We start from the raw sequence: 26307 nt of genomic DNA, 5'->3' as shown, positions 1-26307 counted from the left end.
CATTGAATGTGATGCTGCTCTTTTTCAAACAACGAAGCGAACAGGAAGCGGACCACAGGTTGTACCACTCACCTGAAATTTAACCGTATCCCGCTGCCTGTAACCTGCAAATTGCCACATGTTGCAAATAATGAGCTGACACGCCACTCACATGACCGAGCATTCAGGTGCAACAATTTACCAAGTTGTCCCGTCTATAAGAATAAGCGCGGCCCTAATTAGGAGTTTACCGCGATATAACCAAGATTAGAAGGGATGAACAACAATGAACAACAACATGAAAAAAGTAAGTGCCCTAATGGTCCTCTCCTTGGCCCTAAGCGGAGGTGCAGCATACGCAGCAACACTGGACACTACACCGTCCGGGAATCAAACTTCCGTAACTGTAGATCATTCCTTGTCTGAAGCTGTAAAAGTGTCCGTGAACGGCACAGCGATAGCTGATGGCTATTGGAATAAGGATGGCAAGGAAGCCATGATCGCACTGCGTGATCTCACGGATGCACTGGGGATTGAGTTGAAGTGGAACAAAGAGAACAAGTCGGCTGAGCTGACAAAAGGTAACCTTTGGACACTGGTCATGGCAGACAAGGACCAGTATTCCATCAATAAAATGCTGCTTACACTGGGAACTGCCCCTCAAATCACCGATGGTAAAATGTTTGTACCCGCCTCTTTTGCAGAAAAGGTACTACATACCCAAGTAAATACAACGGGTAACCAAGTCACAATTACAAATGAAGAGGACGTGAAAGAAGTTACGGAGCGTGGTGTCATTACTGGCATGAACCCGGATACGAAGTATCCATCCATTCATATCGGTGGTACAGGTACCGAGGGTCTGGTACTTAATCTGGGCGAGGATACAGTCATCAAGTCAGCAGATGGCAAGGAGATCGAACTTACTGATCTGACCATTGGCATGACCGTAGAAGCTGTGCACGCACCAATCATGACCATGAGTCTTCCACCGCAAACACCGACCTACGAAGTGACTGTTGTGGATACCGTTGCTAAGGAATCCGTTACGAAATCGGAAGATGTTCTGGGTACTTCGGGTACTATTGAAAATGTAAGAACTACGAAAGAACAAGGGACTCAAATCGAGATTTCGGGCATTCGCTTGACCGAAACATCGCCTGACCATGTCATCCTCAACATTTCGGAAGATACCAAGCTGGTCAACCAAAAAGGTGAGGCCATCAAAGCAGAGGAACTGACGAAAGACGCGAAAGTCATTGGATTCTATAGTCCGATGCTGACTCGCAGCCTGCCTCCGATCGGAAATGCCTGGAAAGTGGTCGTTGATACTTCGGGTGCAGAGATTGTGCCGTTTCAATAAGCAGGAGTTGTCACAGGTTTATTAAATTAGACCGATTAAACCTATAACGTTCCCATTGCAAAAAATAACCTTACCCGATCTGTTCTTTTACAGACATGGGATAAGGTTATTTTCCGTTCTTGCTATGTAGCCTTTGTTTATTCGGCTTCTGGATCACTTTCAATAATGGCTTCAACTTCAATCTCAACCATTAACAGGGGATCAATGAGTGCACTCACCTCAACCATAGTGGCTACAGGCTGGATCTGCCCAAAGAATTCGCCATGGGCCTTGCCTACTTCCTCCCAGCGGGAGATATCCGTCACAAACATGCGGGTTCTTATCACATGCGACAAGTCTGCTCCCAGTTCATTGAGCGCCTTCTCAATCGTTCGCAAAACAAATCTGGTCTGGGCGTAAGGATCACCCGCTCCCACGACAACGCCATCCTGCATGGCTGTCGTTCCTGCCACCTCAATCCGATTCCCTACTCGGATAGCCCGGCAATAGCCCACAAGCGGTTCCCATGGGGAACCGGTAAAAATCTGCTGTTTACTCATTGGGTCCTCCCTCGCTCTGCTTGTCATATTCCTGAATAATCTCTGCATTATAACAGTCCGGGCTCAATCTGGGTACCAGAAATTAGGTAATCGGAAGTTATAGAGGCACGAAAAAAAGTCCCGTGTACGTAACCAGCTGCTATGCAACCAGCCACGTTTACAGGACTTTTGTTTTATTTAGGCATTCAAGCACAAATCTAAATATGCTGCATATTCGGCTTACAGTTTAATATTGGCCTCATCAAAGTATTCTTCAAGGGTCAACCCGCTCTTCACAATGTCCGGAGCCAGATCGGTTCCGACATACCGGATGTGCCAAGGCTCGTAGACGTAACCCGTGATATCTTCCTCACCCTTAAGATAGCGAATAACGAAGCCATAGTCTGCAGCATGTTCTGCCAGCCACTCGCCTTCTTTGGAGGTACCAAACACTTCTTCCAGGGCATTACCTACACTCGGGCTGGATACGTCGATCGCAAGACCCGTCTGATGTTCACTTCTGCCTGGCTTAGAGCTCACACGATCTGTATATTCTTGTCCTTTGGTCTGCACATTGTTGTTATAGATGGAAACCTGGCGTTCATATGAACGGTATCCAGAGACCGCGCGCAGCTCGATGCCGTCCGCCTCAGCTCCTGCAAACAGCTTCTCCAGCGCTTCTGCGGCTTCTTTCCGCAAGTGGCGCTTCTCGTGAGGGCCATCGAAGGAAAATGGCACATTCGGCTCTACCAGATCGTTTGGCTCATAGCCTTCGGGCAGGCTGCGCTGCTTGTTCACAATGACCGTCATGGACTCCGCATTGGTAACAACGGATTGGCTGTCAATCGTATTTTGCATCGCACTGATGCTTCGCTTCTCCATCAGAGGGTCATCCGCAGCTGTCCCATTGCCAGCATCTGAAGAGTCTTGCTCTTCACCCGCAGAAGCATTGCCGGAATCCCCGTTCTCACCAGAGGATGACTGATCTGTCTCACTGCCGTCTGTCTTGTCGCCGTCATCCCCTGTGTCCTCGGTTAAATGAACAGTAGTTCCGTCCGTTTCCTGCTGTGTATTGCCTGCTGCGTTCAGATTCTGACTTTCCTCTGATCCCGAGCCATCCTGGCAGGCGGACAGCAATGCTCCGCATATCATAAGCGAGGACAGCAATACCGCCATATGGCGCTGTCTTCCTGTTCGTGATTTCATCTAAAAAACTCCTATCGCAATATAATCATTAAAAAAAATAAAATACGCTTCGGGGCATTTCATCCCCTGCGACAGTATACATCAAATTGCAGTGGAGCTCCACCGCTCCAAGCTTACTGGCAGGGAATAGCCTTCATGTGAAAAGGGTCGCACGGCATATACGGCCATTTTTCGGACTTTTAGGGCATCATCCCAACGTTTAATCAGCAGATCCAGATTAAAGTCAGGATTGATATCCTTTCCAACCATGCTCGCCATAAGGCCATCTCACACAGACAAATAAGCGAGGGTGATCCAAGATCTCCCCCGCTTCATGCCTGTTATGATTTGGTTGCCGGGCTGTCCTTCTTCTTCTGGACAGCCTGCCAGATCCGCGCAGCTACACGCTCGCGGATCATGGTCAGACCTGCTGCCACGGGTACTCCCGGCAGCAGCGCGGCCAGTTCCGGCGTTGCCGGGGGCTTGCCCGGCTGCGCAAGCCGCACCTGTACCGCGCCGAAGCCGGGGCCTGGCTGGTGCATGGCACCGTCTGCGGCAGCCTCGGCGATCCACTCGCCGACGGCTGCGCCGCCTTCGCCGCCCCGTGCCTGCGGGCGGCCAGCCGTTTCCGCTGCGCGGCCCGCGCCGCTTGGATCATGGGCCAGTTCCTCTGCCCATGATCCAAGCACGCCGGCAAGCAGCGCTTCGCGCGGCAGGCCGGCGTGCGCCAGCTGCAGCAGCGGCTCGGCCGCGAAGCGCGCAGCGATGGCGTGCTCCGCAGCCGCAGCATGCGCGCAGTCTGCGCGGCCGCAGGTGCATGCCGCAGCGGCCGGCGCAGCAGGCAGCAGCCCCGCGAGCTCCGCCGGGGCAGGGCCGCCGCGAAGCAGCGCGTACAGGGCCAGCGGCCGATTGCGCAGCTGGGCCAGCACGGCCTCGCGAGCCTCTTCGCTGAGCTGCGGCAGCGTACCTGTTACCGTGAACAGGCTGGCATCTGTTCCAGCCTGCTCCGCGGCTGCTGATGCGTTCTGACGCGCCTCAGCAGCTTGACTTACCCCCGCTGTCCATCCACCGGGGGACATATGCAGCTCCACATTCCACTTTTCGCTCATAACCTTCCCCCTTCTCATATGATCGCCCACCAATATACTTGTCAAGCTTATAACCACGTCTCACCCTGTAGCGAGATCAGTCCACGCAATTCATCATCCGACATTTCGGTCAGCCAGTTCTCCCCGGAGCCAACCACCTGTTCGGAAAGTGCCTTCTTGCTTTCGATTAACTCATCTATGCGTTCCTCCAGCGTACCCTGGCAGATCAACTTGTGAACCTGCACATTGCGGTTCTGCCCAATTCGGAACACCCGGTCCGTTGCCTGATTCTCCACCGCGGGATTCCACCAGCGATCATAGTGGATGACATGGCTGGCACGCGTTAGATTCAGACCTACCCCACCAGCCCGGAGGGATAGAACGAATAGTGATGGACCCTCGCCCTTTTGGAATGTCTCCACCATCTCGTCTCTCTGTGCCTTGGACACGCCGCCGTGCAGGAAATACGGTTCTTCCTCATAACGCTGCGTAAGGCGCGATACCAACAGCTCGCCCATTGCCACATATTGAGTGAAAATGAGTGCCGATTCCCCGTTGTCACGGATCGCATCAACCAATTCCAGCAAGCGTTCCATTTTGCCGGATGCCTCCACTTTTGCATGATCCTTGCGGCTGCTGTCTGCCAGTACCGGATGGTCGCAGATTTGCTTCAGTTTGGTGAGTGACGACAATACTATCCCTTTGCGGGCAATGCCGTTTCTGCCATCCAGTCCACCCATCAGGTCATCCACCACACGTTGATACAGAATCGTCTGCTCCGGTGTAAGTGAGCAGTATGATTTCAGCTCCAGCTTCTCCGGCAGATCCTTGCGGATGTCCGGATCGCTTTTGAGCCTACGCAGCATGAACGGCGAAACAAGCCGGTGAAGCTCCCGCAGGGACGTGCTGTTTTCTTCGGATGTCCCCATTCCGGTGTATCGCTGGCGGAACGATGAAGCCGTTCCAAGATATCCAGGATTGAGGAATTGGAAAATGGACCACAGCTCACTCAAACGGTTTTCGACCGGTGTACCGGTCATCGCAATTCGGTGAGGCGCCGATAAGCGCATCACACTTTGTGCCTGCTTGGTACGATAGTTTTTGATATACTGCGCTTCATCAAGGACCACGGTTGACCAGTGCAATGATGCAAGGTCAGGTCCGTCCCGGCCAGCCAAATGATAGGTCGTCAGCACGATATCATGTGCCTGTGCCTCGGCCTGAAACGCACTGCCATGAAGCCGCTGTCCCCCATGATGGATGTACAGAGACAGATTTGGCGCGAATCGTTTGAGCTCACGCTGCCAGTTGCCAAGCAGAGAGGTGGGACAGACGATGAGTGCTGGCAAGTTGGCGGCCTCTGCAGGTACAATCTCGCCAGACTCCGATGGATCACCTGAACCATACATTTCATTTTCACGTGCTTCTTCCACCGCTGCCTGCTGTTCCTCATGTTTCAAGTCGAGCAGGCACGTGATCACCTGAATCGTCTTCCCGAGACCCATATCATCCGCGAGGCAAACTCCGAAGCCAAGCTCACGCATCGCAGACAACCATTGATAGCCGCGCTCCTGATATGGCCGGAGTTCCCCATGCAGCTCCGCGGGCACTTGACGCGGTTCGATACTGCGAAGCACCTGTCCGTCCAGCAGGAAGGAGAGCAGACCTTCGGATTCCGCACCAAAGACGGATAATCCCTTCCAGGCTGCATCCTCGCCTTCCTCTGCAGCCAGATGAAGCCATTCGGATAAAGGCATGTATTGTTCTTCTTCTTTTTTCATATAACGCAGAACCTGGCGAATCTCCTTCGTGTCGACTTCGATCCATTCGCCGCGGAACATCACATAAGGTACCGAAGCTTCTGCTAACGCAGCAAGCTCCTCCGCTGTAACAGGTTTGCCGTCCAGCATCGGTTCCGCCTTGAAGGCAACCAGTTGTTCCATCCCCAGTGCATTCGGAGCGCCAGGCGCCCGTTCCGTGCCACGATTGAGCATCTGTAAACGCAGCCCGGCTCTACGCCGACCCGCACGACTCCAGCGGGATGGCATAAGTACGGTTATTCCTGCCTTCTGTAGACGTGGTACCGCATGAGTTAAAAACTCAAAAAAGGACTGCTGCTCCAATTTTATCCCTTCCGGACGGGGTTGAAGCAGGGCTATTTCCAGTTCAGGTGCCAGCTCACTGGCATAACCGAGGGCCATGAGTAGCTGCTCTGCTGCAGATACGTAGCGCACCTTTCCCCGATCCAGGTCCCGGTCCGGATGAGCCCAAATGGTTCGTGCAGGCAATCTCAGCCCAGCCTCCTGTGCACTATCTGCCCAAAAGGTGATGCCCCACAACGTTTCATGCTCGCCAATAGGCGGTTCAAGCCGAAGCACCAGCTTCAGTTCCCCTTCAGCAGGGGCAGTTTCCTCACTGCCGATTACCGGCATCCCTGTGCCCCCTGCTTCTCGCAATGTCTCGATCAGCTCTGCCATTTCCTCCGTTGGCCCCTGTACAGTCACGGGACGGAACATCGAGATCAGGCTGTTCCACCACAGTTCGGCTGCAGGAGAAGATCCGCGCCGAAACGGGGTGCGGTATCTTGACAAGTCACTGTCCATCCCTTCCAGTTCTCCTGTCACGACAGCATGAATCATGCCGCTCATGAATGAAAACAGGACAGCAGCACCTGCCTCCTCCCGGGATTCCGGCTCGGAGGAAGCATATGCACCAGGTGCAGACAAACCGATTGGCGGCATGGCTTCCGCCAGTTCGCGGAAACGTTCCACATCTGCTTCCTGAGACAGACGAGGTCGCCATACCCCTGTCAGCGTTTCTTGTCCCGTCCGTCGCCGCGCCCCAGTCTTGGCAGCAAATTCGGCAGAAGGAGCAATCTCTCCGCGCAGCAGCAGCTCCTGTGTGAACTGTGCTGCTTTTATCCAGTAGCGAATCTCCTCACCTGCCTGAATCCCTGCGGCCTTCAATATGCTGTCATCCCAATGAAGCAGCAGTTTAAATGTATCTTTGGGCGAGATCGCAAGCCCTTCCAGCGTCCGTCCAAGCAATTGGCGCCGCTTCGTACTCTTGGCTTCCGCAGCATTACGCATCGGATTGGGCCAGCGCAGCTCCGCAAGGCGAAGAGCGGCAGGCTGAAACAGACGACCTCCGTCGCCAAAATTCAGCCTCCTTACCACGTGAGTCCACGCATCCACACGCGGCTCCGATGTTTCACCGGAAAAACAAAAAAATACGTCACCAAGCCATACTCCATACAGCGATTGCATCATTACAGTCTCCCGTCATCCCTTCGCATTGTTACTCTCCATCATATACGAAAATGCCCGGATTTAAAAACCTTTACGCACAAAAATTGCTTTATTCATCTCCTGATACGCTCCTGATCACTTCAATTCGCATAAAAAAATGTTCCTTCTCCCCTGCATGGGATTAGGAACATTAAGATTTTGTGCAGGTCTTCACCTGCTACTTAAATGACACCAAACGATTTATTCACCTAAACTTGTCAGCATACCCAACAATACTTCCAGGTTCAAAATTCCCGCTGTATGATCCGGGGCATGTCCAATCTCTTTGAATACACCTGTCATGAAACGCTTATGCTCTTCTGCAGGTTCTTCAAACCGATCGTAGGTCACCACAGAATCCACCGTGTCCACAATTAGAGGCACATATCCTCCTTTATACGGCACGACAATAATACGCGTAGAAGCATCGTCTTCTTTATCCGGCATGCCCAGCAGAACCCGCAGACTAACGACGGAAACCACCTTGCCGTACAGAGAGCCAAAGCCTCTGATCTCCGGACTGCCGAACGGAACCGTTGTCACGGGAATCATTCTGATAATCTCATGTACTTCCTCAATGCGAAGCGCGAAAAACTGATCTCCAACTGTAAAATTAATGTATTGAACTTGAGCTTCCTCATTCATAGTTGTCCCCATACCCTCTCACTTTTAAAGGTTACTTGGTGTATCGGCTATTTTCCACGAAATATTTAGAGCTTCACTGATTTTGGCGGCTCTCGCCTATTTCTTTGCTCTTTAAACCATCAAGCCCCTGCTTGCCATGAAAAATAGTGCCCAGTCAGTCGTTTTAATACGGAAGATAAATAAGATCGATATAAAGTAAACTAACGAATGTAAACTACATCAAAAAGACCAGAGATTGGCTATATGCCAAATCTCTGGTCTTTTTTGCACGTGACACTGTGGATAACTATCCATATTGGCTGAAGAGAGTGAAATTCACGCCAAAATGATCAAGTTATACCCTATATGTGGATAAGTTGTGCACATATTGCACACAGTTTGTGGATAAATGAGCATAAGTATGTGGATATACAACAATTTGATGTGGACATGTTGTGTACTTGTTTGTAAATCTCACGTAAAACCTTAAACATCTACTTCATTTATCCCTCATTGTGGACACACTGTGGATTGCAGCTGTCTTTATCTGATTAATTAACCAGTTCGCCTCGTCTCATAATCAACTTGTCATCAATATAGACATCAGGCTTCTGCACTACTGCATCGATATGCACTCCTGCCGCAATCGTCCCTCCGAATGTGTTGTTACTGCCAAAGGCAACGTGGATCGTTCCATACACCTTCTCATCTTCCAGAACGACTCCCGTAATTCGCGCCTTATTGTTGGTGCCAATACCAAATTCGCCGAGATAACGGCCATCCCCTTCGCCCAGCATCGTCAGCAGCTGTTGTCCATCCGGACCCTCCGCCGAAACCAGCCGGCCTTCTTCTACCTTCAAAGTCATCGGTTCACGGACTGCTCCAATTCCCGCAACAGATCCATCTACGACAATGCTGCCTTCACCTATTCCTTCAACCGGTGCAATGTAGGCCTCCCCTGAAGGCAAATTGCCCGATTCACCTGGGTTCAAATACATCCCTGTGCTGGGTACTCCGCTTCGATCCTTGATGGAGAATGACAGACTATGCCCTTCCTTTTCAATCCGGACCTGGCTGCCCTCAGTTAATAAAGCCGTAACCTTCTCGGTCAGTGCCTTCACCTGTGGATATTCGGCTGTAATGGCACCATTCATGAACATATCCTCTGTCATGCCTGGCATGGTGGCGACACGTGTACCTGATGCAGCGGCCTGTTTCCGGGCCTGTGTATGGGTTAAGGAGTATCTTGTTACGCATACGGCTACATCGGCTTGGATCATAGCTTGTGCAATTGGTGCTGGCGGTTCTTCCCCAGATCTGCTGCGTTCCGCCATAATCATCAGCACGGATTCCGCTCCAAGTGCTTTCCCCGCTTCATAAATGGATTCTGCAAGTTCCCTTTTGGCATCGTCTGCCACAACCACGAGATTCTCTCCCTCACGCAGTCCCAAGCATTCGATTAATACATTTTTACTGATCTCCACACGCTGCTGATTCATTTCACTAATCTCTCCTGTCATTGGTAAAACCCTTTATAGTTCTAGACGCTTGAATGAAGCCTTTGGCAATCTGTAGGGGAATCCTGCACATTCCCACCTCGTACTGAAAGTTGAAATCAATGTTTCGGATCCGCCCATTTGACGAGAATTGCTGCCGTTTCCTGGTATTGAAAGACCGGAAAGTAGTGTCCATAAGGGACGTCGATTCGTTTACACTGTGGATTCAACTCCTCAGGGTAGTGATAGTCCGTATCTTCGCCAGCCCATACCACCAATGTACTATTGGCAATGTCTGCCCGATTCCACGTGCTTCCCCCAGAAGTGAAGGTGCTGCCTTTTATTTTGCCGGAGTAAATCCATCGTAGCAAGTCGGCATGTGCTCCCGCTATTCGGGGGGACTGCAGACTGGACCTGATTCTTCCTGCCAGTGCAGATACCGTAATGCTTCCTTCAGCTTGAGTGCTGTTTGGATTTAACATGTGCCGCCAGCTTTTTTCCGACCTTCGGCTGAGGAGGGTACGCATCATTCCTCTGGGCAAACGGGAGATCCACCGCAGCATGTTTGGATTCGTATTGTGAGCGACAGGCTGAAGCAAACCAAGACGGATATCCATTCGTCCGCTGCGCTGCATCGCCGCAGATGCAATCGCCGCACCTATGGAATGGCCTACCAGCTTCATCGGACCTTCAAACTTGCCAATGGCCGTAACCAGTTCATCCACCTGGCCGTCAAAGGCCTCCTCCCCTTGATGTACAGCCGAACGTCCGAACCCTGCCAGGTCGACAAGCCAAACCGGATTTCCAGTCAGCTGATGGAGCTCTTCTCCCAAAGGAAGCATTTCATCTGCACAATTCAGCATTCCATGCACGATCAGCCACGGCTCACCTTCGCCCTCCCAGCCAAGCGCTGCCAGGTTCCCTATCCGGGTTCGAGTCCAACCGGAAGAGAGATTTTCGTAAGGTTGAAGGCTCAGGCGATAATCCAGATCCGCCGTAACCGATGGAAGCTGCTCCCGGATATCGGGCCATGTTTGACCCATGCGTTTAAATAAATCTTCCGTCTCTTCCACATGCCATATTCTCTCTGTAATAAAGGAAACCGATTCTGCAGGGACACCGCTGATCCGTGCCCCTCCTGATCTCATTGCGAATTGCATCCAGGATAAGGGCACAGCCCATCTGGGCTTCGGCACGTCCAGCTGCTTCGCAAGAAGATGAAGAAGTTCCTTCATATTGGGACTGGTTTCCTTGCGTGCCAGAAGCGGATAGGTCCCGCCTGTTGGGAACGCCTCATTGGCCAGGAAGACCAGAGTCCGACCAACCACATCATTTTCCACTAACGGTAACCAATAAGACGAACCTCCAGGTACAACCGGCATAAGTCTTTTTTGCATCGCCTGAATGAGCAGCCCGATACCGCCTGTTTGCTCAGTCTCACCTGTGGGGCGCGGTCCAACGACTGTGCTTGGGTTAACAACAGAAAGTGGATATTGATTTTTTACAGCATGCTCACGGAGGTACAGATCGGCGTGGAACTTCATTTCTTCATATGCACTTTCATTCGGGGCCACCTTGCCAGTGGGGATGTCTTCACCTTTCTCATTACGCAGGCCATAGGGACTCATGAATCCAACGACGTGAATGAAATGCCTCAGACCTTTAATCTGCTGAATCTCTTCAGCCAGCCCGGCAACCTCTCGTGCTCCATTCATGAATATCTGTTCCGCCACTTTGCGCCCCAGGGTGACATCCATCGTTCCTCCAGCATGAATAATGACGTCTGCTTCCAGCACGCGCCTATGATCCGCTGCACTAAGACCGAGTCCCTTCACCGATAAGTCTCCTTGTACAAACGTAATTCTGCTGAAATCCGATATTCCGTATGAAGTCAGGCCTTGTCTGGCTTTGGATTCTGAACGGACAAGCAGTAGCAAATGCAGATTTTCATCGACCAGCTGCTTCACTGCCTCCTTGCCAATAAATCCGGTGCTACCTGTCATAAAAATAATGGATGCAGCCCTTGAGTCCACCTTATGGGTATGTACCTGGTCAGTTGTTTTTAAGTATGTAGAATTCACGTTCATTATTCTCTCCTCCTAATTAGAACTACTTAGTACTAATCAAATCCAAAAAAAGAGCTTCGCTTAACGAAGCATCTGACAAAATGTACGTGCCGTTTGTTCTATAATCCCGGTATCCCGCGCGGTCTCAGCCAGAACCAGAGATCCTTCCAGTGCGGCGACAAACAGCGAAGAAACCGCCCCTGCATCCATGCCTTCACGGAATTCTCCACTGTCCACCCCCTGCTGAAACAGCTTCTCGATCATGGGCTGCAATTCCCGGAAGAATCGGGAGATACTGGCCTTCACGTCGGGGGCACTAGCGGGTGTCTGCATATAGAGCGTTATAAAAGGACAGCTGCCTTCGAAATTGCGCCCTTTAATGCCTGCCGATAACGTGGCTATAAACGAGTTAACGCGCTCTTCGACGCTTCTTTCCCGCTGACTGAGCAATATATAGACTTGTGACTCATACTGGGCGATCCAGTACTGTACCACTGCCTGAAGCAGTTCCTCCTTATTTTTAAAATGATAATAAATATTGGACTTGGACACCCCGCTCGCTCGCACAACTTCATCCATGCTGACATAGCTGTATCCCTGACGCAAAAATAACTGCGCTGCCACTTCGACCGCCTTGGTCCGGTTGACCGGATTGGCATTTCTCGGTTTGGCAGAACCTGAGCTTGATGTTTGATTTGTCATATTTAGAACTATATAGTACTAAATACTTCATTGCAAGTTTTCTTTTTGCAGAATAGGACACGAGCCATGACTTATACACAGCTCTCATCCATATGTAGACACTTATGCACAAAGGATATCCACATATAGTATCAAGTACTAGGCTAAAGTTTTAGCTTACCTATTTATATTCATTGTTGTTATCCACAATCGAAATACAGATAGCCATTTTATCCTTTCCGGATGGTTCTCAAAATAAAAAAATAGGCCAACCAGAACGATATTCTGGCTGACCTATTGAATGAGTCATGGTAGTGGATTGTCGAACGGAATTAGATGGCCTGTGGATATTGTTTTCTGTGGATAACATTTAGTGATACTGGTCCATCTCCTATCTCCACTTACGTATAAACGTCATTCTGAAATTTTTACTTTTTCAGACTGTCCCAGTTTTGCTGCAAGGCATCAAGCAATCCGGCTTTATCCGATTTGCCTGCCACATATGCCTGGATGGTGCTGCCGTACTCCTGTGGAACACCTTCCGGGAAGCGGTTGAAGTTCCAGCTTAACGTTTTGTTTTCCTGACTGTACTTCATGATCTCTGTCGCCAGATCGCCCAAATCCTCTTCCGAGGCCTGAATGGAGCTAAACGCCGGGATAAATTTGAACTCTTTGGTCATGTACTGTTTCCCGATATCGGATGTTACGAGCCATTCCAGGAATTCCTTCGCTTCTGGCTTCACTTGCGAGTTTTTGTTTACAACCCAATAGTTAGGTACGCCGACAAACAATTTATCATTCGGTTCATTCGTAATTGGCATCGGCAGAATACCGAGATTCAGGTCGGGGTTGATTCCATCAATCTGCACTTGAGTCCAGTTCCCTTGCTGCATCATCGCTGCTTCTCCGCTTGCAAACAGGGTTACCTGTGTATTGTAGTCGGTAGTAAGCGGGTTTTTGTTGCTGTATTTCAGCGTTAAATCAAGCAGGTTCATCCAGTCTGTGAACACTTGGTTGCCCGGAATTTTCTCTGTACCTTCATTTAGGCCTTGAATGAATTTTACCGGATCTGCCTGATTTGCAAATGCAACGTTTACGTTATGATTGCCAAGCACCCACCACTCCTGATATCCGTTCGAAAACGGTGTAATGCCGGCTGCCTGAAGTTTTTGAGCGGCCTGATCCAACTGTTCCAATGTTGTTGGAATTTCAGTAATGCTTGCCTTTTCAAAAAGGTCTTTGTTATAAATGAATCCGTAGCCTTCCAGTGCCAGCGGCTGTCCATAGAGCTTACCATCTTTGGTCATTGGCTCTTTGGCCACTTCAAGCACATCCTTGGCCCAAGCTTCACCTGACAGGTCTTCCAGATATTCAAGCCAAGTGTCCAGTTCGCGGTATCCGCCAACGTTGAAAATGTCCGGCTGTTCGCCTGCGGCAAACTTGGCTTTCAGTGCTGCACCGTAGTCACTGCCGCCTCCAACCGTCTGAATGTCCAGCTTGATGCCTGGATGCGAGGATTCATACTCTGCCTTAAGGCGGTTAAGCGCTTCCGCAATTTCGACTTTGAATTGAAAGATTTTGATGGTTTTGTCCCCTGCAGCAGCCTCTCCTCCGCCCGTTTGAGCATCCGTATTGACCGGACTGCCGCTCTTGTCCCCGTTGCCACAACCTGCGAGCATTACCGAAAAAGCAATCAGCATGAGCAACGTCAACTTTGTCATTCTTTTCATACATACACTCTCCCTATAGTAGTTTCTGTTTGGCAGCTTCCTTACTCTTCATTTCATAATCTTCTCTTCTCGACCCTTGTCTTTCTAGCTTTTCTTACTTACGCTTGCCTCCGAGAAGGTGCCCAAGCCATGGGGCGCCTTCTCCTCCTACACCTCCATGCGAGGTGGAGCGGAGGGAGCATGATGCGATGGAGAAGCGAAGCGTTCGCCTTTGATACCCGGTGGCTTCCTTACCTCAATTCATTCTGGCCACCGGGGAGCAACAGCGATCGAAAGCGCAACATGATCCCGGAGCACCTCACCTTCGCTCCTACCCCTTAACTGATCCAGCGGTAATGCCCTGAATAATGTACTTCTGCATCAGCAAGAAGAAGATAATGATTGGCATGATGCCCAGCACCAAGGCAGGCAGTGCCAGATCCCATTGCTTCGTATATTGACCGAACAGCGCAAAGGTCGCAATCGGGATCGTACGCAGGTTGGAACTCTGCAAGATCAGGGATGGCAGCAGATAGTCATTCCAGATCCAGAGGGTGTTTAGGATAATGACCGTGACATACATCGGCTTCATGAGCGGGAAGACAATTCGGAAGAATACCCCGTATACGGAGCTGCCATCCACCCGAGCCGCTTCTTCAATCTCAACCGGGACCGATTTAACGAACCCATGGAACAGGAACACCGACATGGGTGCACCAAATCCGAGATAACAGATAATTAATCCGCCCAGACTGTCGATCAGGCCAAGATTACTGGTTACCGTAACGAGTGGAATCATGATAGACTGGAACGGAATCACCATGGCGGCAATGAACATGCCAAACAGAATTCGGTTGAACCGGGTATCACTGCGAACCATCCGGTATGCAGCCATGGAGCTGATCAATACAAGCAGCAGGTTGCTGACCACTGTAACGATAAGCGAGTTCATCAGTGCCGAAGGGAATTTGATTTTCTCCCAGGCGTTTGCATAGTTCCCCCATTGGAAGACTTCCGGCCATGCTGCCGAATTGGTAAGCAGGTCACCAAATGTTTTGACCGAATTGACAAACAGGAAGTAGAACGGAACTAGGAACAGAAGTCCAATCAGTACCATGATGATCTCGGTTATGATCGTACTGAAGCGGTAGTTTTTCGTCGTTTCCATCTATGCCTCTACCTCCTTGCTCTTCGTCAGACGGACCTGAATCATCGTAATGATCGCAACGATCACGAAGAAAATGAGTGCTTTTGCCGTACCAATGCCGTAACGGTTGTTCACGAATGCCTCGTTGTAAATGTTGAGTGCAACGGACTCCGTTGATCCAAACGGTCCACCTTTGGTCAGTGACAGATTGAGATCAAACATTTTGAATGACCAGGAGATCGCCAGGAACAGACAGATCGTTACCCCAGGCATAATGAGCGGTAGAATGATGCTCCGCAGTACCTGCCAGCGGCTTGCTCCATCAATTTCAGCGGCTTCCAGCAGATCCGGCGACACATTGGTCAGGGACGAGATGTAGATGACCATCAGATAGCCTGCGGTCTGCCAGACAAATACAATGACGATTCCCCAGAAGGCGGTCGGCTCGTCTCCCAGCCAAGGGAGGTTGAAGAAGGACCAGCCGGTCACGTCGCCAACTGCTGAAAACCCTTTCACAAATATGAACTGCCAGATAAAGCCGAGCAACAGTCCACCAATCACGTTAGGCATAAAAAAGATCGTGCGCAGAATGTTTCTCGTCTTAAGCGGTTTGGTCAGGAAGTAAGCCAGGAAAAAACCGATGATATTGGTTAATACTACACCGACCACCGTAAAACGTACCGTGAACCAGAACGCTGTTTGGAACTTGGGATCATTCGCAAAAATATGAAGAAAGTTGTCGAACCCTACCCAATTGATATTCTCTGACACCCCGTTCCAATCTGTAAAGGAGTAATACATTCCCAGCAGGAAAGGGACCACGATAATGAGAATAAAGAACACGATGGAGGGACCCACGAACACCAGCTGCTGTAACAGCTGCGAAGATTTGCGATGCTTCATATCGTTCTCCCCTTCTATAGATGGATGGAATTGGTCTCTTTTTCTATTAAACCCCAATATTCCGGTTGGAAACACTGACCCTCGTGAACAGTTGGGTGTAAAATATTGTCCTCTCTTATCCTGCAACCAGAAGGGGTGTCCCAATGTCAAAATACTACAGCATTCGCACCAAGTTAATCGCTTTCATGCTCATAGCCACCACACTTCCCCTGCTGGCTTCCATCAGCATGACATTCATCCAGACCAAAACAGCCCTGCGCGAGCAGGCCGTTGCCGAGAACAAACGTCTCATCTATCAGGCATCCACCAACCTCAACAACTATGTGGATAATGTGGCGCGAGCATCACTTGCCGTATATAGTGACCCTAATTTCCTACGTAATCTGGCAAAAATCCCTGGGGATTATCGCGCTGTAGCAGAGGTGTATACAACGCTGCAGACCATTCGCTCGGCTGTACCGGATGTGTTCCAGCTCTATTTGCACTCGTTTGCAGCCAATCAATCTACCTTAATTATGAGCCCTTTTCCAAAGCGGGAGGAACGCAAACAGGCCTATTCCGACGCCCTCCATGGAAAAACAGGTGGTGAGAGCCCGGATATATGGGTAGAATCAGCACATATGAGTCATACTTACGGCTTCAAGGCAGCTTCCGCCGATGATCCTGCACGAACAGTAATTACATTACATCGTGTAATCAAGGATGTTCCGTCAACCGAGCGCCTGGGGGTGCTCGCCATAGACTTGAACATGGATACCATAGCGGCCATCTGCAGCAGGCTGTACGATCCGGAGAAGGAACAAATCTATGTCGTGGATGGTCAGAATCAGATCATATACCAAGGTCGTTCTGAGATCAGTGGAACAGATCAATTAAGGCAGGAAGCATCCAGGGAGCTTGATGCAGCACGGACCGGAACGGGAACAAGCAGCACCGCTGCAGGACATTTTGAACAAGAGCATTCCATGTATGTCTATCAACAAATGGGCAGCACCTTTGCCGACTGGACGATCATCAAACAAATTCCGAATGAGACGCTATATGCCAGGGCTACCACACTGACATGGAATAATGCCATGATTGCCATTGCTGCGCTTCTGCTCGTTATCGTGGCTACCTTGTTTATCTCGATCCGCATAACCGGACCACTCAAGCAATTAATGCGATATATGAATCAGATTCAGGCAGGACGTCTGCATGTAGACATTCGGCTTAAGAGCCAGGATGAGATTGGAGTACTTGCGCGTCATTTCCGGGATATGATGGATACGGTAAATAACCTGATTTTGCGAGAATACCGACTGGAGATTGCCAACAAAACCAACCAGCTCAAAGCATTACAGGCGCAGATCCATCCACATTTTCTATACAATACATTGCAATCCATAGGCACACTTGCCCTCCAGCATCAAGGGCAGCGGGTGTACGTGCTCCTCTCTTCCCTCTCCAAAATGCTGCGTTACAGCATGCGGGACCAAACTCGTGTCACCTTGCGAGAGGAAGCCGAGCATGCAAGGTTGTATCTGGAGCTTCAACAGGAGCGGTTTGGCGACCGCCTTGAGGTACAGCTTGATTTTGCCGAAGATACGTTACGCACCGAACTGCCGAGAATGACCCTGCAGCCATTGATTGAAAATTATTTCAAGCATGGGGCGGATGTCCAGCCAGGTAAAGGATTCATTCGTATAAGCAGTCGCAGGACATCTGACCACTGGATTGAAATTCAACTGGAGAATAACGGACCTCCCATACCAGAGGAGAAGTTGTCCGAGATTCAGGGATGGCTAAGTCTGATTCACACCTCTTCCGGACTTGCCGCTCAGGATTCCGACCCATCGGAATCCATCGGCCTACGGAATGTGATGCGCAGGCTCCAACTGAACTCTCCGCCGGAGCATACGGCTATGCTGGAGATCAGCAACCTGGAACCAAACGGTGTCATAATTAAGCTCAACATTTACGCGGGGGAGTGAACAACATGAAAGCACTTATTGTTGATGATGAAAAGCACGTCCGCGACGCAATCAGACTGCTTGGGCATTGGGATGACCTGGGGATAGATACCCTCCTTGAAGCCGCAGACGGTCATGAAGCCGCAGCAGCCATCTCTTCCCACCAGCCGGAGATTGTCCTCAGTGACATGCGCATGCCCGGTCAGGATGGCATGGCCCTGCTGGAATGGATATCAGTTCACGCTCCGCAGAGCAAGGTACTGGTTATCAGTGGGTATGACGATTTTGAGCTTGTCCGGCATGCGATTCGCTACGGGGGCATGGATTATCTGCTCAAGCCCGTAGAAGCGGATGAGTTGAATGCCTCCCTATCCAAGGCCGTGAGTGCTTGGCAGGAAGAAGAATCCGCCCGTTTGCAGGCAGCACGCCAGTCCATTGTGGTCAACCGCATGCGTCCCCATTATCATGACAGGCTGCTGACAGAACTTGTCGCCGGACGCGGCAATGGGCATGCTCAGATTCAGCGGCTGCGGGATGAGCTGAATCTCCCGGTTAAGGCTGGAAATTGCAATATTGCTGTCACCAGCCTGTCCCATCTGGATGCAGAATGTCTGGCCAAATACCGCAGCCATCCCGATCTGCTTGTATTCTCCGTTCTGAATATTTGCGCCGAGATGTTATCCACACCTGAGGAAGGCGTAGCATTCCGCCACTTGGATCAGCCTGATGAGATCGTATTATTGCATTGGGGAAGTTCTACCGCTCTTGGCCCCTTGCTTGAGAAGATAAACGCTGGATTGCAGCAAACCATCCAGCGCCGGCTTCACTTTGGTGTCTCCGCGTGCGAATCCTATCCTTCCGGAATCGCGGCTGCCTATCAGGAAGCCAGCCTCCGGTTATGGAGGCGCAATACGCTCCAGAACGGTCAAAGATTCCACGATTCTCTAGAGACTTCCTCAGGGAATACAAAAGGGTTACGTTTAAATGCTTATGAAGAATCCATGCGGCTTGCCTCGATTAGTGGGCGTGCTTCCAGTGTAGCCCATGCTGTGGCAGAGTGGATCGAGCCCATAACGCAGCTTCAGATCATCTCCGCCGAACAGGTTCATCAGTGGATGGAAGAAATGGAATGGATCCTTGGGCGGTGGCTTGATGATGCGGCAGACTCTCCGCCAGCAAGCGATGAGGATGCAGTAGAGGAACAGTCTATCCCCTTTGCCGAATTACCACTGGACTCCGAAGGGCTGCTGTCCTTGCCTCTGCTTCGGTCTCTGCTGGAACAGCGACTGCTGGCAGCGGGGAAAGCTCTTACTTTTCACCCTAATACCCATTCTGATCCGATGACCGATATTGCGCGCTACACTGATGCCCATTATCAAGAGGATCTGTCCCTGCAGCAGATCGCTGCACGGTTCTATCTCAGCCGAGAGTATATATCTCGCAAATTCAAACAGCAGTTCGGTTTGAACTGGTCCGAATATCTGGGGAAACTGCGAATCAACAATGCCAAACTGCTCCTGCAGAATCCTTCACTACGAATCGTTAAAATTTCGGAAATGGTTGGATACCAGGACGAGAAGTACTTCAGCAAAGTGTTTAAAAAAATGGAGGGCATCTCACCTGGTGAATACCGTAAAACCTTAACGGAGGCGAATTCCTAGCCATATGAGAAGAGTAATTTTGATTACAGGAATGTCGGGTACCGGTAAGTCAACAGCCTTGGCCGAACTGGCCCGGAAAGGACATCGTGTAGTGGATACCGATTACGGGGAGTGGAGCGAGAACGCAGACGGCACTGGTTGGTTATGGAACGAAGAACGGATCATGGCACTTCTTACGGGGCATACCGAAGGAGCTCTGTTTATTTCGGGTACAGTCTCCAATCAGGGGAAGTTTTATCCCATGTTTGATGCAATTGTCTTATTAAGTGCACCACTTGATGTTATTTTGGAACGAGTATCTTCCCGTCACAACAATCCTTACGGAAAGACTCAGGCTGAACGGGAAGAGATTATTCATTATGTGCATACGGTAGAGCCGCTGCTGCGTGCCGGATCGACGTTTGAGATCGACACGCGCAAATCCATCGAGGAAGTGGCTCGCGAACTTGAAGAGATAGCCACCTCTCCATATTAACGGAGGATATCCTGAATCATACCTCATTTATCTCTTATGAAAAATGAAGGCACCAAACGGATGTAGATTAACTCTCCCGCTAATTCGACAATGGTTTGGGTTACGATGGCTGCTGCAGCTATTGTAGCCCATTCTTCCGGGAGTGCAAGCGCCAGCGGCAGCACAACGAGTGAATTCCGGGTCGCCGAGCTGAAGATCAGCGCACGTCCAGCACCGATGTCCAATCGGAACAGAATTGCCACCAAGCGGGACAGAAATGGCATCAATATCAAAAAAGACACATAAACAGGTATGGCATTCAAGACAATATCAAAGTCTGAGTACACCTTGCCAATCTGCGAGGCAACCACCACAATTAACGCCAGTGCCATCATCGGAACTGGCAGCCAGGCTGCTGTATCCATCAGCTTTTCCCCAACCGCTCTCCCCTTCGACCACACTTGAGTAAGGATTGCCAGGACTAATGGTATAACAATGAGAACCAGGAATGCTTCTGCAAACGGCCCCACTTTCATCAGCTGGGCTGCCTCTTCCCCGGTCAGTAACCACAAATACAAAGGCAGCAATACCATTTGCACCACGAACAAGATTGGCGTTACAGCCAGCATAAGCTTTTCATTCCCGCGTCCTAGCTGGGTAAAAACAATGACATAATCGATGCATGGGGTTAGCAGCACCAGGTACACGCCGATGAGAACCGCAGGCGACTGCGGGAATATCCACGTTAGCAGCGATACGATTACAGGTACAACGACAAAATTGGCCGTTAGAACAGCACCGATAAACCTGAGATTGGATAACGATTGTTTCAACTGCAAAAAAGGAATCTGTGTAAACATACTGTATAGCAAAATGGCCAGCACGGGTGAAACAGTGTCATGCAAAGCCGATCCCCATTCAGCGTTTCCCAAGCCAATGGCTGCACCAATAAGCAGTGCAACGATATAGAACCAGGTTTGTTGCTTCTCCATGGTCTCTCTTGTAAGCACACTTTATCCTCCTTATTTGGGGCATATTCTTCTTTCATTACGCGTACATTGGACAGAGCATGGATCAAGGCGCAGTAAATACGGGTCATCCATCATGCATCCTGTGAATTTTTTGCGGCTCCTTATTAGAATGTGGAAGAATTGGGTATATTCATTGTAGACTGACCCGTGGTTCATTTATTCTTTTATAAACCAAGGAGGATGTACAATGTCTCGTAACAATCCGTACAAATGGTTAAATGCGATTGGCTTTATCGCAGTTATCGTTGTGAATTACCTGTCGAATTCTCTACCCATCGGCGGGAGAACCAACAAGGAAGTATCCGATATGTATCCCGTGCTGCTTACACCTTCAGGGTACGCCTTCTCCATCTGGGGATTGATCTATCTGCTGCTTGCAGGCTTCGTGATCTATCAGTTTCTTCCTTCATCGTGGAAAAGAGATTCCATCACCCGTCTAGGTTACTGGTTTCTGGCAAGCTGCGTCTTTAACGTAGCTTGGATCTTCGCTTTTCAAAATCTTCAGACAGGCCTCGCCCTGCTTATTATTGTATTGCTTCTGCTGTGCCTGATCATGCTGTATCTCAAAACGCGTGCCATCACCCTCCCGACAACGGCGGAGATTTGGCTGGTTAAGCTGCCGTTCAGCATCTATCTCGGATGGGTCAGCGTGGCAACCATTATTAACGCGGCTGTTCTACTATACAAAATCGGCTGGGATGGTTTCGGTATCAGCGAACCTACCTGGACAATTATTATGCTGATTGTAGGTCTTGTGCTGGCTGTATTCGTGAGCTTCCCTTATCGGGACAGCATCTACCCGCTTGTGTTTACCTGGGCATATATTGCCATCGCACTTAAGCAGAAAGACGTTTCCTCCGTTTATTATACGGCAATTATCCTTGCAATCGTGCTTGCGATCTATGCCGTATATCTCTTCTTTGCCCGTAACCAAGACCGTGATTAAGCGGAAAGAGTCCATTGTAAATGTCGTTGAAAAAAGCCGATTCCGGTCAACTCATTCGGAATCGGCTTTTTATGTATTGTAACCAGAAAAGGGTGCTCCCGTTCTATTTCAGGGCGATAACTTCGATCTCCACAAGCGCATCCTTCGGCAAACGAGCTACTTCAACCGCACTGCGTGCCGGGTAAGGCTGTTCGAAAAATGTGCTGTATACTTCATTCACAGGAACAAAATCATTCATGTCTTTCAGGAATACCGTCGTTTTTACGACTTTATCCATGCTTGTGCCTGCCGCTTCCAATATTGCTTTTACGTTACTTAAGGACAAGCGGGTCTGTTCCTGAACATTTGCGCCGAACTCTCCCGTTTGGGGATTCAGGCCAAGCTGACCGGATGTGTAGACGAAATCACCTGCAGCAACAGCCTGGCTGTATGGACCGATAGCACCTGGAGCCTGATCTGTAGAAATTGGTTTTTTCATGGGCTGGTTCTCCTTCATGTTCTCAAGTTTTGAAGCTTATTATACCATGATCCTCTCCTGCCAAGAAACATCTCAGGAATTCTCTGTTCCAAGTGCATGAATCACTTCATTGGAGTAGACATGGTTGCCTTTGGCCCTGACAAGCGCAATATTAATCATAGCCCTGGCGATGGTTGAACCATGTATTGCACGGTACTTGGCAGCTTTCCCCTTCATCCAGCGATCCATGAACTTCATCAGGCGGGCGGCAAGCTGTTCTCCAACACGCTTTTCTCCGCGGTCACCCAAAATCAGAGAGGGTCTAAATATATGCAAAGAGCGGAAACCAACCGAGGATAGAGCTTCCTCCATCTCCCCTTTGGTTCGACTGTAAAACACTCCCGAGCCAGCATTCGCCCCCATGGAGGAAATCACCAGCATCTGGGACACCCCTTGCTCATTCGCAAGTTTGGCTGCCTCTATCGGATAGTGAAGATCGACCTTGCGGAAATTTTCCTGACTGCCTGCTTTTTTGATCGTCGTGCCCAGACAGCAGTATAAGTCATCCATGGGGTAAAACAAATTCTTGGCGTCTCCCAGTTGATCCCAATCCACCACGTACTGTTCAAGCTTGGGATGATCGAGGTCCAGTCGCTTCCTGACCAAAATACGAACTAATCCATATTCGGGTTGCTGAAGCAAACTATGGACGAGCAGGCTGCCCACCAGACCCGTGGCCCCGATTACAAGGGCCTTTCGCCCGCTAATTTCCATACTCATCCCTCCATTTCATCTGTGATTACGATCTTAGAAGTACCCGGCGTCCCAGCGTAAAAGCAAGAATCAGCATGGTAACACCAATACCTACCTGAAACCCATAGGTAGCCATCCAGGTTAGCGTCTCCGGCCACTCTTCCATTTTCTCATACAACCAACCGCCAATCAGCGGTCCGAGGAACGACGTTACGCCCGTTAAGGCTGAGTAAACAGCGACGAACATCGGTCTCTCACTTTTCGGTGTATCTCCGATCGTAAAGTTGAAGGCCAGCTGGTTAAATCCTCCGACACCGATACCAAGAAAGATATGAGACAAAAAGAGCGCGATCAAAACAGGCATAAACGACATCAAACCCCAGGACAGACAAGAGAGTGCAATGATTGGCAATGTCCAAAATAATAAGGTTTTGTTGCTGAATCGTGCGTTCAGATTACCCCAAATATAGAATCCGGCCATCATGACGATGGTCTGTACCACCGTAATGAGAGAAACCATCTGATAATTAATGTTAAGCAAGTCAAGCATTACATATGAATACAGCGGAACGATCAGAGTCTGAATCCATAACCAAACCGCCAGAAATAGGGTAGCCTTCAGAAAAGACCGATCCTGAAACGGCTTCTTCAGCATCCGCCAGAAAACCGTCTCGGTCGAACGTTCAAAGGGGACATCCGGATAAAAGAAATAGATCACGATATTCGCTATCGCACAGATCCATACCGGAATAAATAGAATCAGGAAGCCCATCTCGCCCGGAAAACGGTCCAAAACGATACCTCCCACAAACAAGCATACGCTTCCAAGTGCATTCAGGATCGTATTCCGAATGCCGAAATAACGTCCCCTCACTTTGGCATGTACGATGTCCCCAATGAGAGAGGTCCAGATCATGCCCCCGATGGTATTGGATATGAACGCAACCGTGTACATTCCAATATAAACGCCTACCCACCACTCTTTCGGGAAGAGAAAGGGAATTAATCCAGTGGCGCTCCACAAGATGCGATGTACTCCAACGAATAACAGCAGCATGCGTTTCCGGCTGCGAATACGCTGCATCCAGAAGGCTGCTCCAATCTGGGCGATATTCACAAACGTGGTTATGGCGAGTACAAAACCGATGTGTCTTGACCCGGCCCCAAGGTACAGCAGAAATCCCGTTAAGAATGGTCCACCCAGCAATGTTTGCAATATAATTGCCGGTACACCCTCCCATGTTGCGATCGATAAGTTGATACGTTGTGTCGAACCCTTGCGACGTTTGCCTGCAAACGAGGGAGGGTTAACCTTGACCATCTTCTGTATGGGGATACACTCCTTAGACCGGGCTGTGACTACCGGTCGATGCTAGTTATCACCACAAATTCTACTCCCAGCAAGAGGGTTGTCAACTCATTTTTTCATGGCTTAAGGGAAGGTAAAGCCGGAAGGTACTTCCCTCGCCTTCAACACTTTCAAGCCGAATTGATCCGTCCAGCAAACGCGCCAAATCCCGGCTGATGGACAGGCCAAGTCCTGTGCCGCCAAATTTGCGGCTGATCGATCCATCGGCTTGTTGGAAAGCTTCGAAAATGGAGTGGTGCTTATCTGCAGGAATGCCGATTCCCGTGTCTTTGACCGAGAAAACCAGCCATTTCCCCGAACGTTCAGGCTCGTCCACTTGTTCGGTGCTTACCGTCAATTGTACGGCTCCCTTATGCGTAAATTTGATGGCATTGGACATCAGATTACGCAGAATTTGCTGCACACGCTGTGGGTCAGACCACATGGTCTCCGGTACGTCAGGCGATTTCTCCATCAGCAGCTGAATTCCTTTTTTCTCAGCCACCAACTGGAAGTGACTCATTACATCTTCAACGAGCTGCGATACACTAAAATCCTCATAAACGATATCAAGCCGCCCAGCCTCGACTTTTGACAAATCCAGAATATCGTTAATCAACGTAAGCAGTTCTTGGCCGGAATGGTCTATCATCGCTGCAAACCGAGCAATATCCTCCTGGTCCATCGTATCGCTGTTTTCACTAATCATCTGGGCAAAGTTAATCACACTGTTGAGCGGTGTTCGCAGCTCATGCGACATGTTGGCGAGAAATTCGGACTTGTACTGCGAAGCCAGCATCAACTGCTTGGCTCGCTCTTCCAGTACAATTTTGGCCCTCTGCAGCTCTTCCTTCTGCTCAGACAATAAGCGGTTGGTACTTTGGATCAGCAGAATCCGATTCTGTTCATTCTGGAAGTCCCGCAGGATAAAAGCAAAAATAAGACTAAGTAAAATACCGGTAGGAAGCGTGTAGGGCATAATATGGGAGAAAAAATACGTTGGAGGAACGACGCCAAGCAGGGCAATATTGATGCTGTTGACGACATTGACGATCACAATAACCAGCACACCCTTGATAATGAGTCTGTAGTCACTACGTCTCATCCATATATTTAACCCAGCACATACCACACCAAGGATGGTCATGATACCCAGCGCCGCGAGCGTAGCTTCATTAATACCAAAGGTCAATCGGGTCAAGCCGATCCCGACACCAATAATAATTAAACTATAGGACTGCCTGAAAGTCAGAACTGCAATGATTAATGGAACAAACCGGAGGTCAAAAATCACTTCATCGGTTAATTGAAAGCCAAATACCGTACTAATCCAACCTGCGAAAATAAGAACCAGTACAGAGCTCCATTGTTTAAATCTGGAGGATGCACGTATCACAATGTATTTATAGAACACACTAGCCAGATAGGCTATGGTGATGAGCATCCCCATATTTAATACGAACATCTTAGAAAATTGCATTCACTCACTCCTGTTGTCCCGATTTTGTTCGTAGACACACCATTGTCCGTATGTACTTCTATCATATCATGCCCATACAGCCTTCGACATTCTTGGCACATCAAAAAAATACACAAAAATACACAAATCCGGATTCAATTTGTGCTCGAAACATAGTAGAATATAGTGTTGTTTAATTT

Annotated in this window: 22 protein-coding genes; 5 read left to right on the top strand and 17 right to left on the bottom strand. The window is 49.7% G+C overall.

The genetic code is table 11. From position 1 onward, the window contains the following. Nucleotides 1–265: 265 nt before the first annotated feature. A complete protein-coding gene (locus PIL01S_RS21080) occupies nt 266–1342 on the top strand; it encodes a copper amine oxidase N-terminal domain-containing protein (RefSeq protein WP_127539221.1) in 1077 nt (358 codons plus the stop codon). Between the two features lie 137 nt (nt 1343–1479). On the opposite strand, the gene PIL01S_RS21075 is transcribed toward PIL01S_RS21080, so the two are convergent. The 12 genes from PIL01S_RS21075 to PIL01S_RS21025 form a co-directional block, all read right to left on the bottom strand. Continuing rightward, nucleotides 1480–1881, bottom strand: coding sequence for a RidA family protein (locus PIL01S_RS21075; protein WP_127539220.1), 402 nt, complete (start codon nt 1879–1881; stop codon nt 1480–1482). 219 nt (nt 1882–2100) lie between these two features. Continuing rightward, nucleotides 2101–3066 carry a M15 family metallopeptidase gene (locus tag PIL01S_RS21070; RefSeq protein ID WP_127539219.1) on the bottom strand — a complete coding sequence of 322 codons (966 nt, stop codon included), beginning with the start codon at nt 3064–3066 and terminating at the stop codon, nt 2101–2103. 81 nt (nt 3067–3147) lie between these two features. After that, the gene (locus tag PIL01S_RS29570; protein ID WP_164764301.1) at nt 3148–3324 is read right to left on the bottom strand and encodes a hypothetical protein; all 177 of its coding nucleotides are present in this window, start codon (nt 3322–3324) and stop codon (nt 3148–3150) included. A 62-nt stretch (nt 3325–3386) separates the two neighbouring features. Then, on the bottom strand, nt 3387–4154 hold the full coding sequence (locus PIL01S_RS21065; RefSeq protein WP_127539218.1) for a hypothetical protein: 768 nt from the start codon (nt 4152–4154) through the stop codon (nt 3387–3389). Between the two features lie 47 nt (nt 4155–4201). After that, a complete protein-coding gene (locus PIL01S_RS21060) occupies nt 4202–7402 on the bottom strand; it encodes a DEAD/DEAH box helicase (protein ID WP_127539217.1) in 3201 nt (1066 codons plus the stop codon). A 219-nt stretch (nt 7403–7621) separates the two neighbouring features. Further along, complete coding sequence (locus tag PIL01S_RS21055) at nt 7622–8065, bottom strand: chemotaxis protein CheW (protein ID WP_164764300.1); 444 nt, start codon at nt 8063–8065, stop codon at nt 7622–7624. A gap of 530 nt (nt 8066–8595) precedes the next feature. After that, nucleotides 8596–9543: an aminopeptidase gene (locus PIL01S_RS21050; RefSeq protein WP_127539215.1), complete on the bottom strand. Its 948-nt coding sequence runs from the start codon at nt 9541–9543 to the stop codon at nt 8596–8598. 116 nt (nt 9544–9659) lie between these two features. Further along, the gene (locus PIL01S_RS21045) at nt 9660–11627 is read right to left on the bottom strand and encodes an alpha/beta fold hydrolase (protein WP_127539214.1); all 1968 of its coding nucleotides are present in this window, start codon (nt 11625–11627) and stop codon (nt 9660–9662) included. 60 nt (nt 11628–11687) lie between these two features. After that, nucleotides 11688–12308 carry a TetR/AcrR family transcriptional regulator gene (locus PIL01S_RS21040; protein ID WP_127539213.1) on the bottom strand — a complete coding sequence of 207 codons (621 nt, stop codon included), beginning with the start codon at nt 12306–12308 and terminating at the stop codon, nt 11688–11690. A gap of 407 nt (nt 12309–12715) precedes the next feature. Beyond that, nucleotides 12716–14017 (bottom strand): ABC transporter substrate-binding protein, encoded by a 1302-nt coding sequence (locus PIL01S_RS21035; protein WP_127539212.1) that lies wholly within the window; start codon nt 14015–14017, stop codon nt 12716–12718. A gap of 310 nt (nt 14018–14327) precedes the next feature. Next, complete coding sequence (locus PIL01S_RS21030; protein WP_095291844.1) at nt 14328–15164, bottom strand: carbohydrate ABC transporter permease; 837 nt, start codon at nt 15162–15164, stop codon at nt 14328–14330. Continuing rightward, a complete protein-coding gene (locus tag PIL01S_RS21025; RefSeq protein ID WP_095361509.1) occupies nt 15165–16046 on the bottom strand; it encodes a carbohydrate ABC transporter permease in 882 nt (293 codons plus the stop codon). It abuts the gene before it with no gap. A gap of 143 nt (nt 16047–16189) precedes the next feature. Here PIL01S_RS21025 and PIL01S_RS21020 point away from each other — a divergent pair, with 143 nt between their 5' ends. From PIL01S_RS21020 to PIL01S_RS21010, 3 genes are read left to right on the top strand one after another with little or no spacing between them, the layout of a single operon-like run. After that, a complete protein-coding gene (locus PIL01S_RS21020; RefSeq protein WP_127539211.1) occupies nt 16190–18019 on the top strand; it encodes a cache domain-containing sensor histidine kinase in 1830 nt (609 codons plus the stop codon). A 5-nt stretch (nt 18020–18024) separates the two neighbouring features. Further along, nucleotides 18025–19659, top strand: a complete 1635-nt coding sequence (locus tag PIL01S_RS21015) for a response regulator (RefSeq protein WP_127539210.1) — start codon at nt 18025–18027, stop codon at nt 19657–19659. A gap of 4 nt (nt 19660–19663) precedes the next feature. Beyond that, on the top strand, nt 19664–20134 hold the full coding sequence (locus PIL01S_RS21010; RefSeq protein WP_218029842.1) for an AAA family ATPase: 471 nt from the start codon (nt 19664–19666) through the stop codon (nt 20132–20134). Nucleotides 20135–20157: 23 nt separating this feature from the next. On the opposite strand, the gene PIL01S_RS21005 is transcribed toward PIL01S_RS21010, so the two are convergent. Further along, nucleotides 20158–21105, bottom strand: coding sequence for an arsenic resistance protein (locus tag PIL01S_RS21005; RefSeq protein WP_174818721.1), 948 nt, complete (start codon nt 21103–21105; stop codon nt 20158–20160). A 226-nt stretch (nt 21106–21331) separates the two neighbouring features. Between PIL01S_RS21005 and PIL01S_RS21000 the strand changes: the two genes are divergently transcribed. Continuing rightward, a complete protein-coding gene (locus PIL01S_RS21000; RefSeq protein WP_127539208.1) occupies nt 21332–22090 on the top strand; it encodes a tryptophan-rich sensory protein in 759 nt (252 codons plus the stop codon). A gap of 103 nt (nt 22091–22193) precedes the next feature. On the opposite strand, the gene PIL01S_RS20995 is transcribed toward PIL01S_RS21000, so the two are convergent. From PIL01S_RS20995 to PIL01S_RS20980, 4 genes are all read right to left on the bottom strand, one after another. Next, nucleotides 22194–22568 (bottom strand): RidA family protein, encoded by a 375-nt coding sequence (locus PIL01S_RS20995; protein WP_127539207.1) that lies wholly within the window; start codon nt 22566–22568, stop codon nt 22194–22196. A gap of 72 nt (nt 22569–22640) precedes the next feature. Next, a complete protein-coding gene (locus PIL01S_RS20990) occupies nt 22641–23321 on the bottom strand; it encodes an oxidoreductase (RefSeq protein ID WP_127539206.1) in 681 nt (226 codons plus the stop codon). Between the two features lie 25 nt (nt 23322–23346). Then, entirely contained in the window at nt 23347–24507 is a 1161-nt protein-coding gene (locus PIL01S_RS20985; protein ID WP_246058507.1) for an MFS transporter, read from the bottom strand. Between the two features lie 205 nt (nt 24508–24712). Further along, nucleotides 24713–26128, bottom strand: coding sequence for an ATP-binding protein (locus tag PIL01S_RS20980; protein WP_127539204.1), 1416 nt, complete (start codon nt 26126–26128; stop codon nt 24713–24715). Between the last annotated feature and the right edge of the window lie 179 nt (nt 26129–26307).

Origin of the sequence: Paenibacillus illinoisensis NBRC 15959, assembly GCF_004000925.1 — a bacterium.
GTDB lineage: Bacteria > Bacillota > Bacilli > Paenibacillales > Paenibacillaceae > Paenibacillus > Paenibacillus illinoisensis.
This window is presented reverse-complemented; position numbering and strand designations above follow the sequence as displayed.

Coding starts and splice junctions, on each gene's coding strand:
- PIL01S_RS21080 (WP_127539221.1), top strand. CDS start 266: ATGAACAACAACATGAAAAAAGTAAGTGCCCTAATGGTCCTCTCCTTG.
- PIL01S_RS21075 (WP_127539220.1), bottom strand. CDS start 1,881: ATGAGTAAACAGCAGATTTTTACCGGTTCCCCATGGGAACCGCTTGTG.
- PIL01S_RS21070 (WP_127539219.1), bottom strand. CDS start 3,066: ATGAAATCACGAACAGGAAGACAGCGCCATATGGCGGTATTGCTGTCC.
- PIL01S_RS29570 (WP_164764301.1), bottom strand. CDS start 3,324: ATGGCGAGCATGGTTGGAAAGGATATCAATCCTGACTTTAATCTGGAT.
- PIL01S_RS21065 (WP_127539218.1), bottom strand. CDS start 4,154: ATGAGCGAAAAGTGGAATGTGGAGCTGCATATGTCCCCCGGTGGATGG.
- PIL01S_RS21060 (WP_127539217.1), bottom strand. CDS start 7,402: ATGATGCAATCGCTGTATGGAGTATGGCTTGGTGACGTATTTTTTTGT.
- PIL01S_RS21055 (WP_164764300.1), bottom strand. CDS start 8,065: ATGAATGAGGAAGCTCAAGTTCAATACATTAATTTTACAGTTGGAGAT.
- PIL01S_RS21050 (WP_127539215.1), bottom strand. CDS start 9,543: ATGAATCAGCAGCGTGTGGAGATCAGTAAAAATGTATTAATCGAATGC.
- PIL01S_RS21045 (WP_127539214.1), bottom strand. CDS start 11,627: ATGAACGTGAATTCTACATACTTAAAAACAACTGACCAGGTACATACC.
- PIL01S_RS21040 (WP_127539213.1), bottom strand. CDS start 12,308: ATGACAAATCAAACATCAAGCTCAGGTTCTGCCAAACCGAGAAATGCC.
- PIL01S_RS21035 (WP_127539212.1), bottom strand. CDS start 14,017: ATGAAAAGAATGACAAAGTTGACGTTGCTCATGCTGATTGCTTTTTCG.
- PIL01S_RS21030 (WP_095291844.1), bottom strand. CDS start 15,164: ATGGAAACGACGAAAAACTACCGCTTCAGTACGATCATAACCGAGATC.
- PIL01S_RS21025 (WP_095361509.1), bottom strand. CDS start 16,046: ATGAAGCATCGCAAATCTTCGCAGCTGTTACAGCAGCTGGTGTTCGTG.
- PIL01S_RS21020 (WP_127539211.1), top strand. CDS start 16,190: ATGTCAAAATACTACAGCATTCGCACCAAGTTAATCGCTTTCATGCTC.
- PIL01S_RS21015 (WP_127539210.1), top strand. CDS start 18,025: ATGAAAGCACTTATTGTTGATGATGAAAAGCACGTCCGCGACGCAATC.
- PIL01S_RS21010 (WP_218029842.1), top strand. CDS start 19,664: ATGAGAAGAGTAATTTTGATTACAGGAATGTCGGGTACCGGTAAGTCA.
- PIL01S_RS21005 (WP_174818721.1), bottom strand. CDS start 21,105: ATGGAGAAGCAACAAACCTGGTTCTATATCGTTGCACTGCTTATTGGT.
- PIL01S_RS21000 (WP_127539208.1), top strand. CDS start 21,332: ATGTCTCGTAACAATCCGTACAAATGGTTAAATGCGATTGGCTTTATC.
- PIL01S_RS20995 (WP_127539207.1), bottom strand. CDS start 22,568: ATGAAAAAACCAATTTCTACAGATCAGGCTCCAGGTGCTATCGGTCCA.
- PIL01S_RS20990 (WP_127539206.1), bottom strand. CDS start 23,321: ATGGAAATTAGCGGGCGAAAGGCCCTTGTAATCGGGGCCACGGGTCTG.
- PIL01S_RS20980 (WP_127539204.1), bottom strand. CDS start 26,128: ATGCAATTTTCTAAGATGTTCGTATTAAATATGGGGATGCTCATCACC.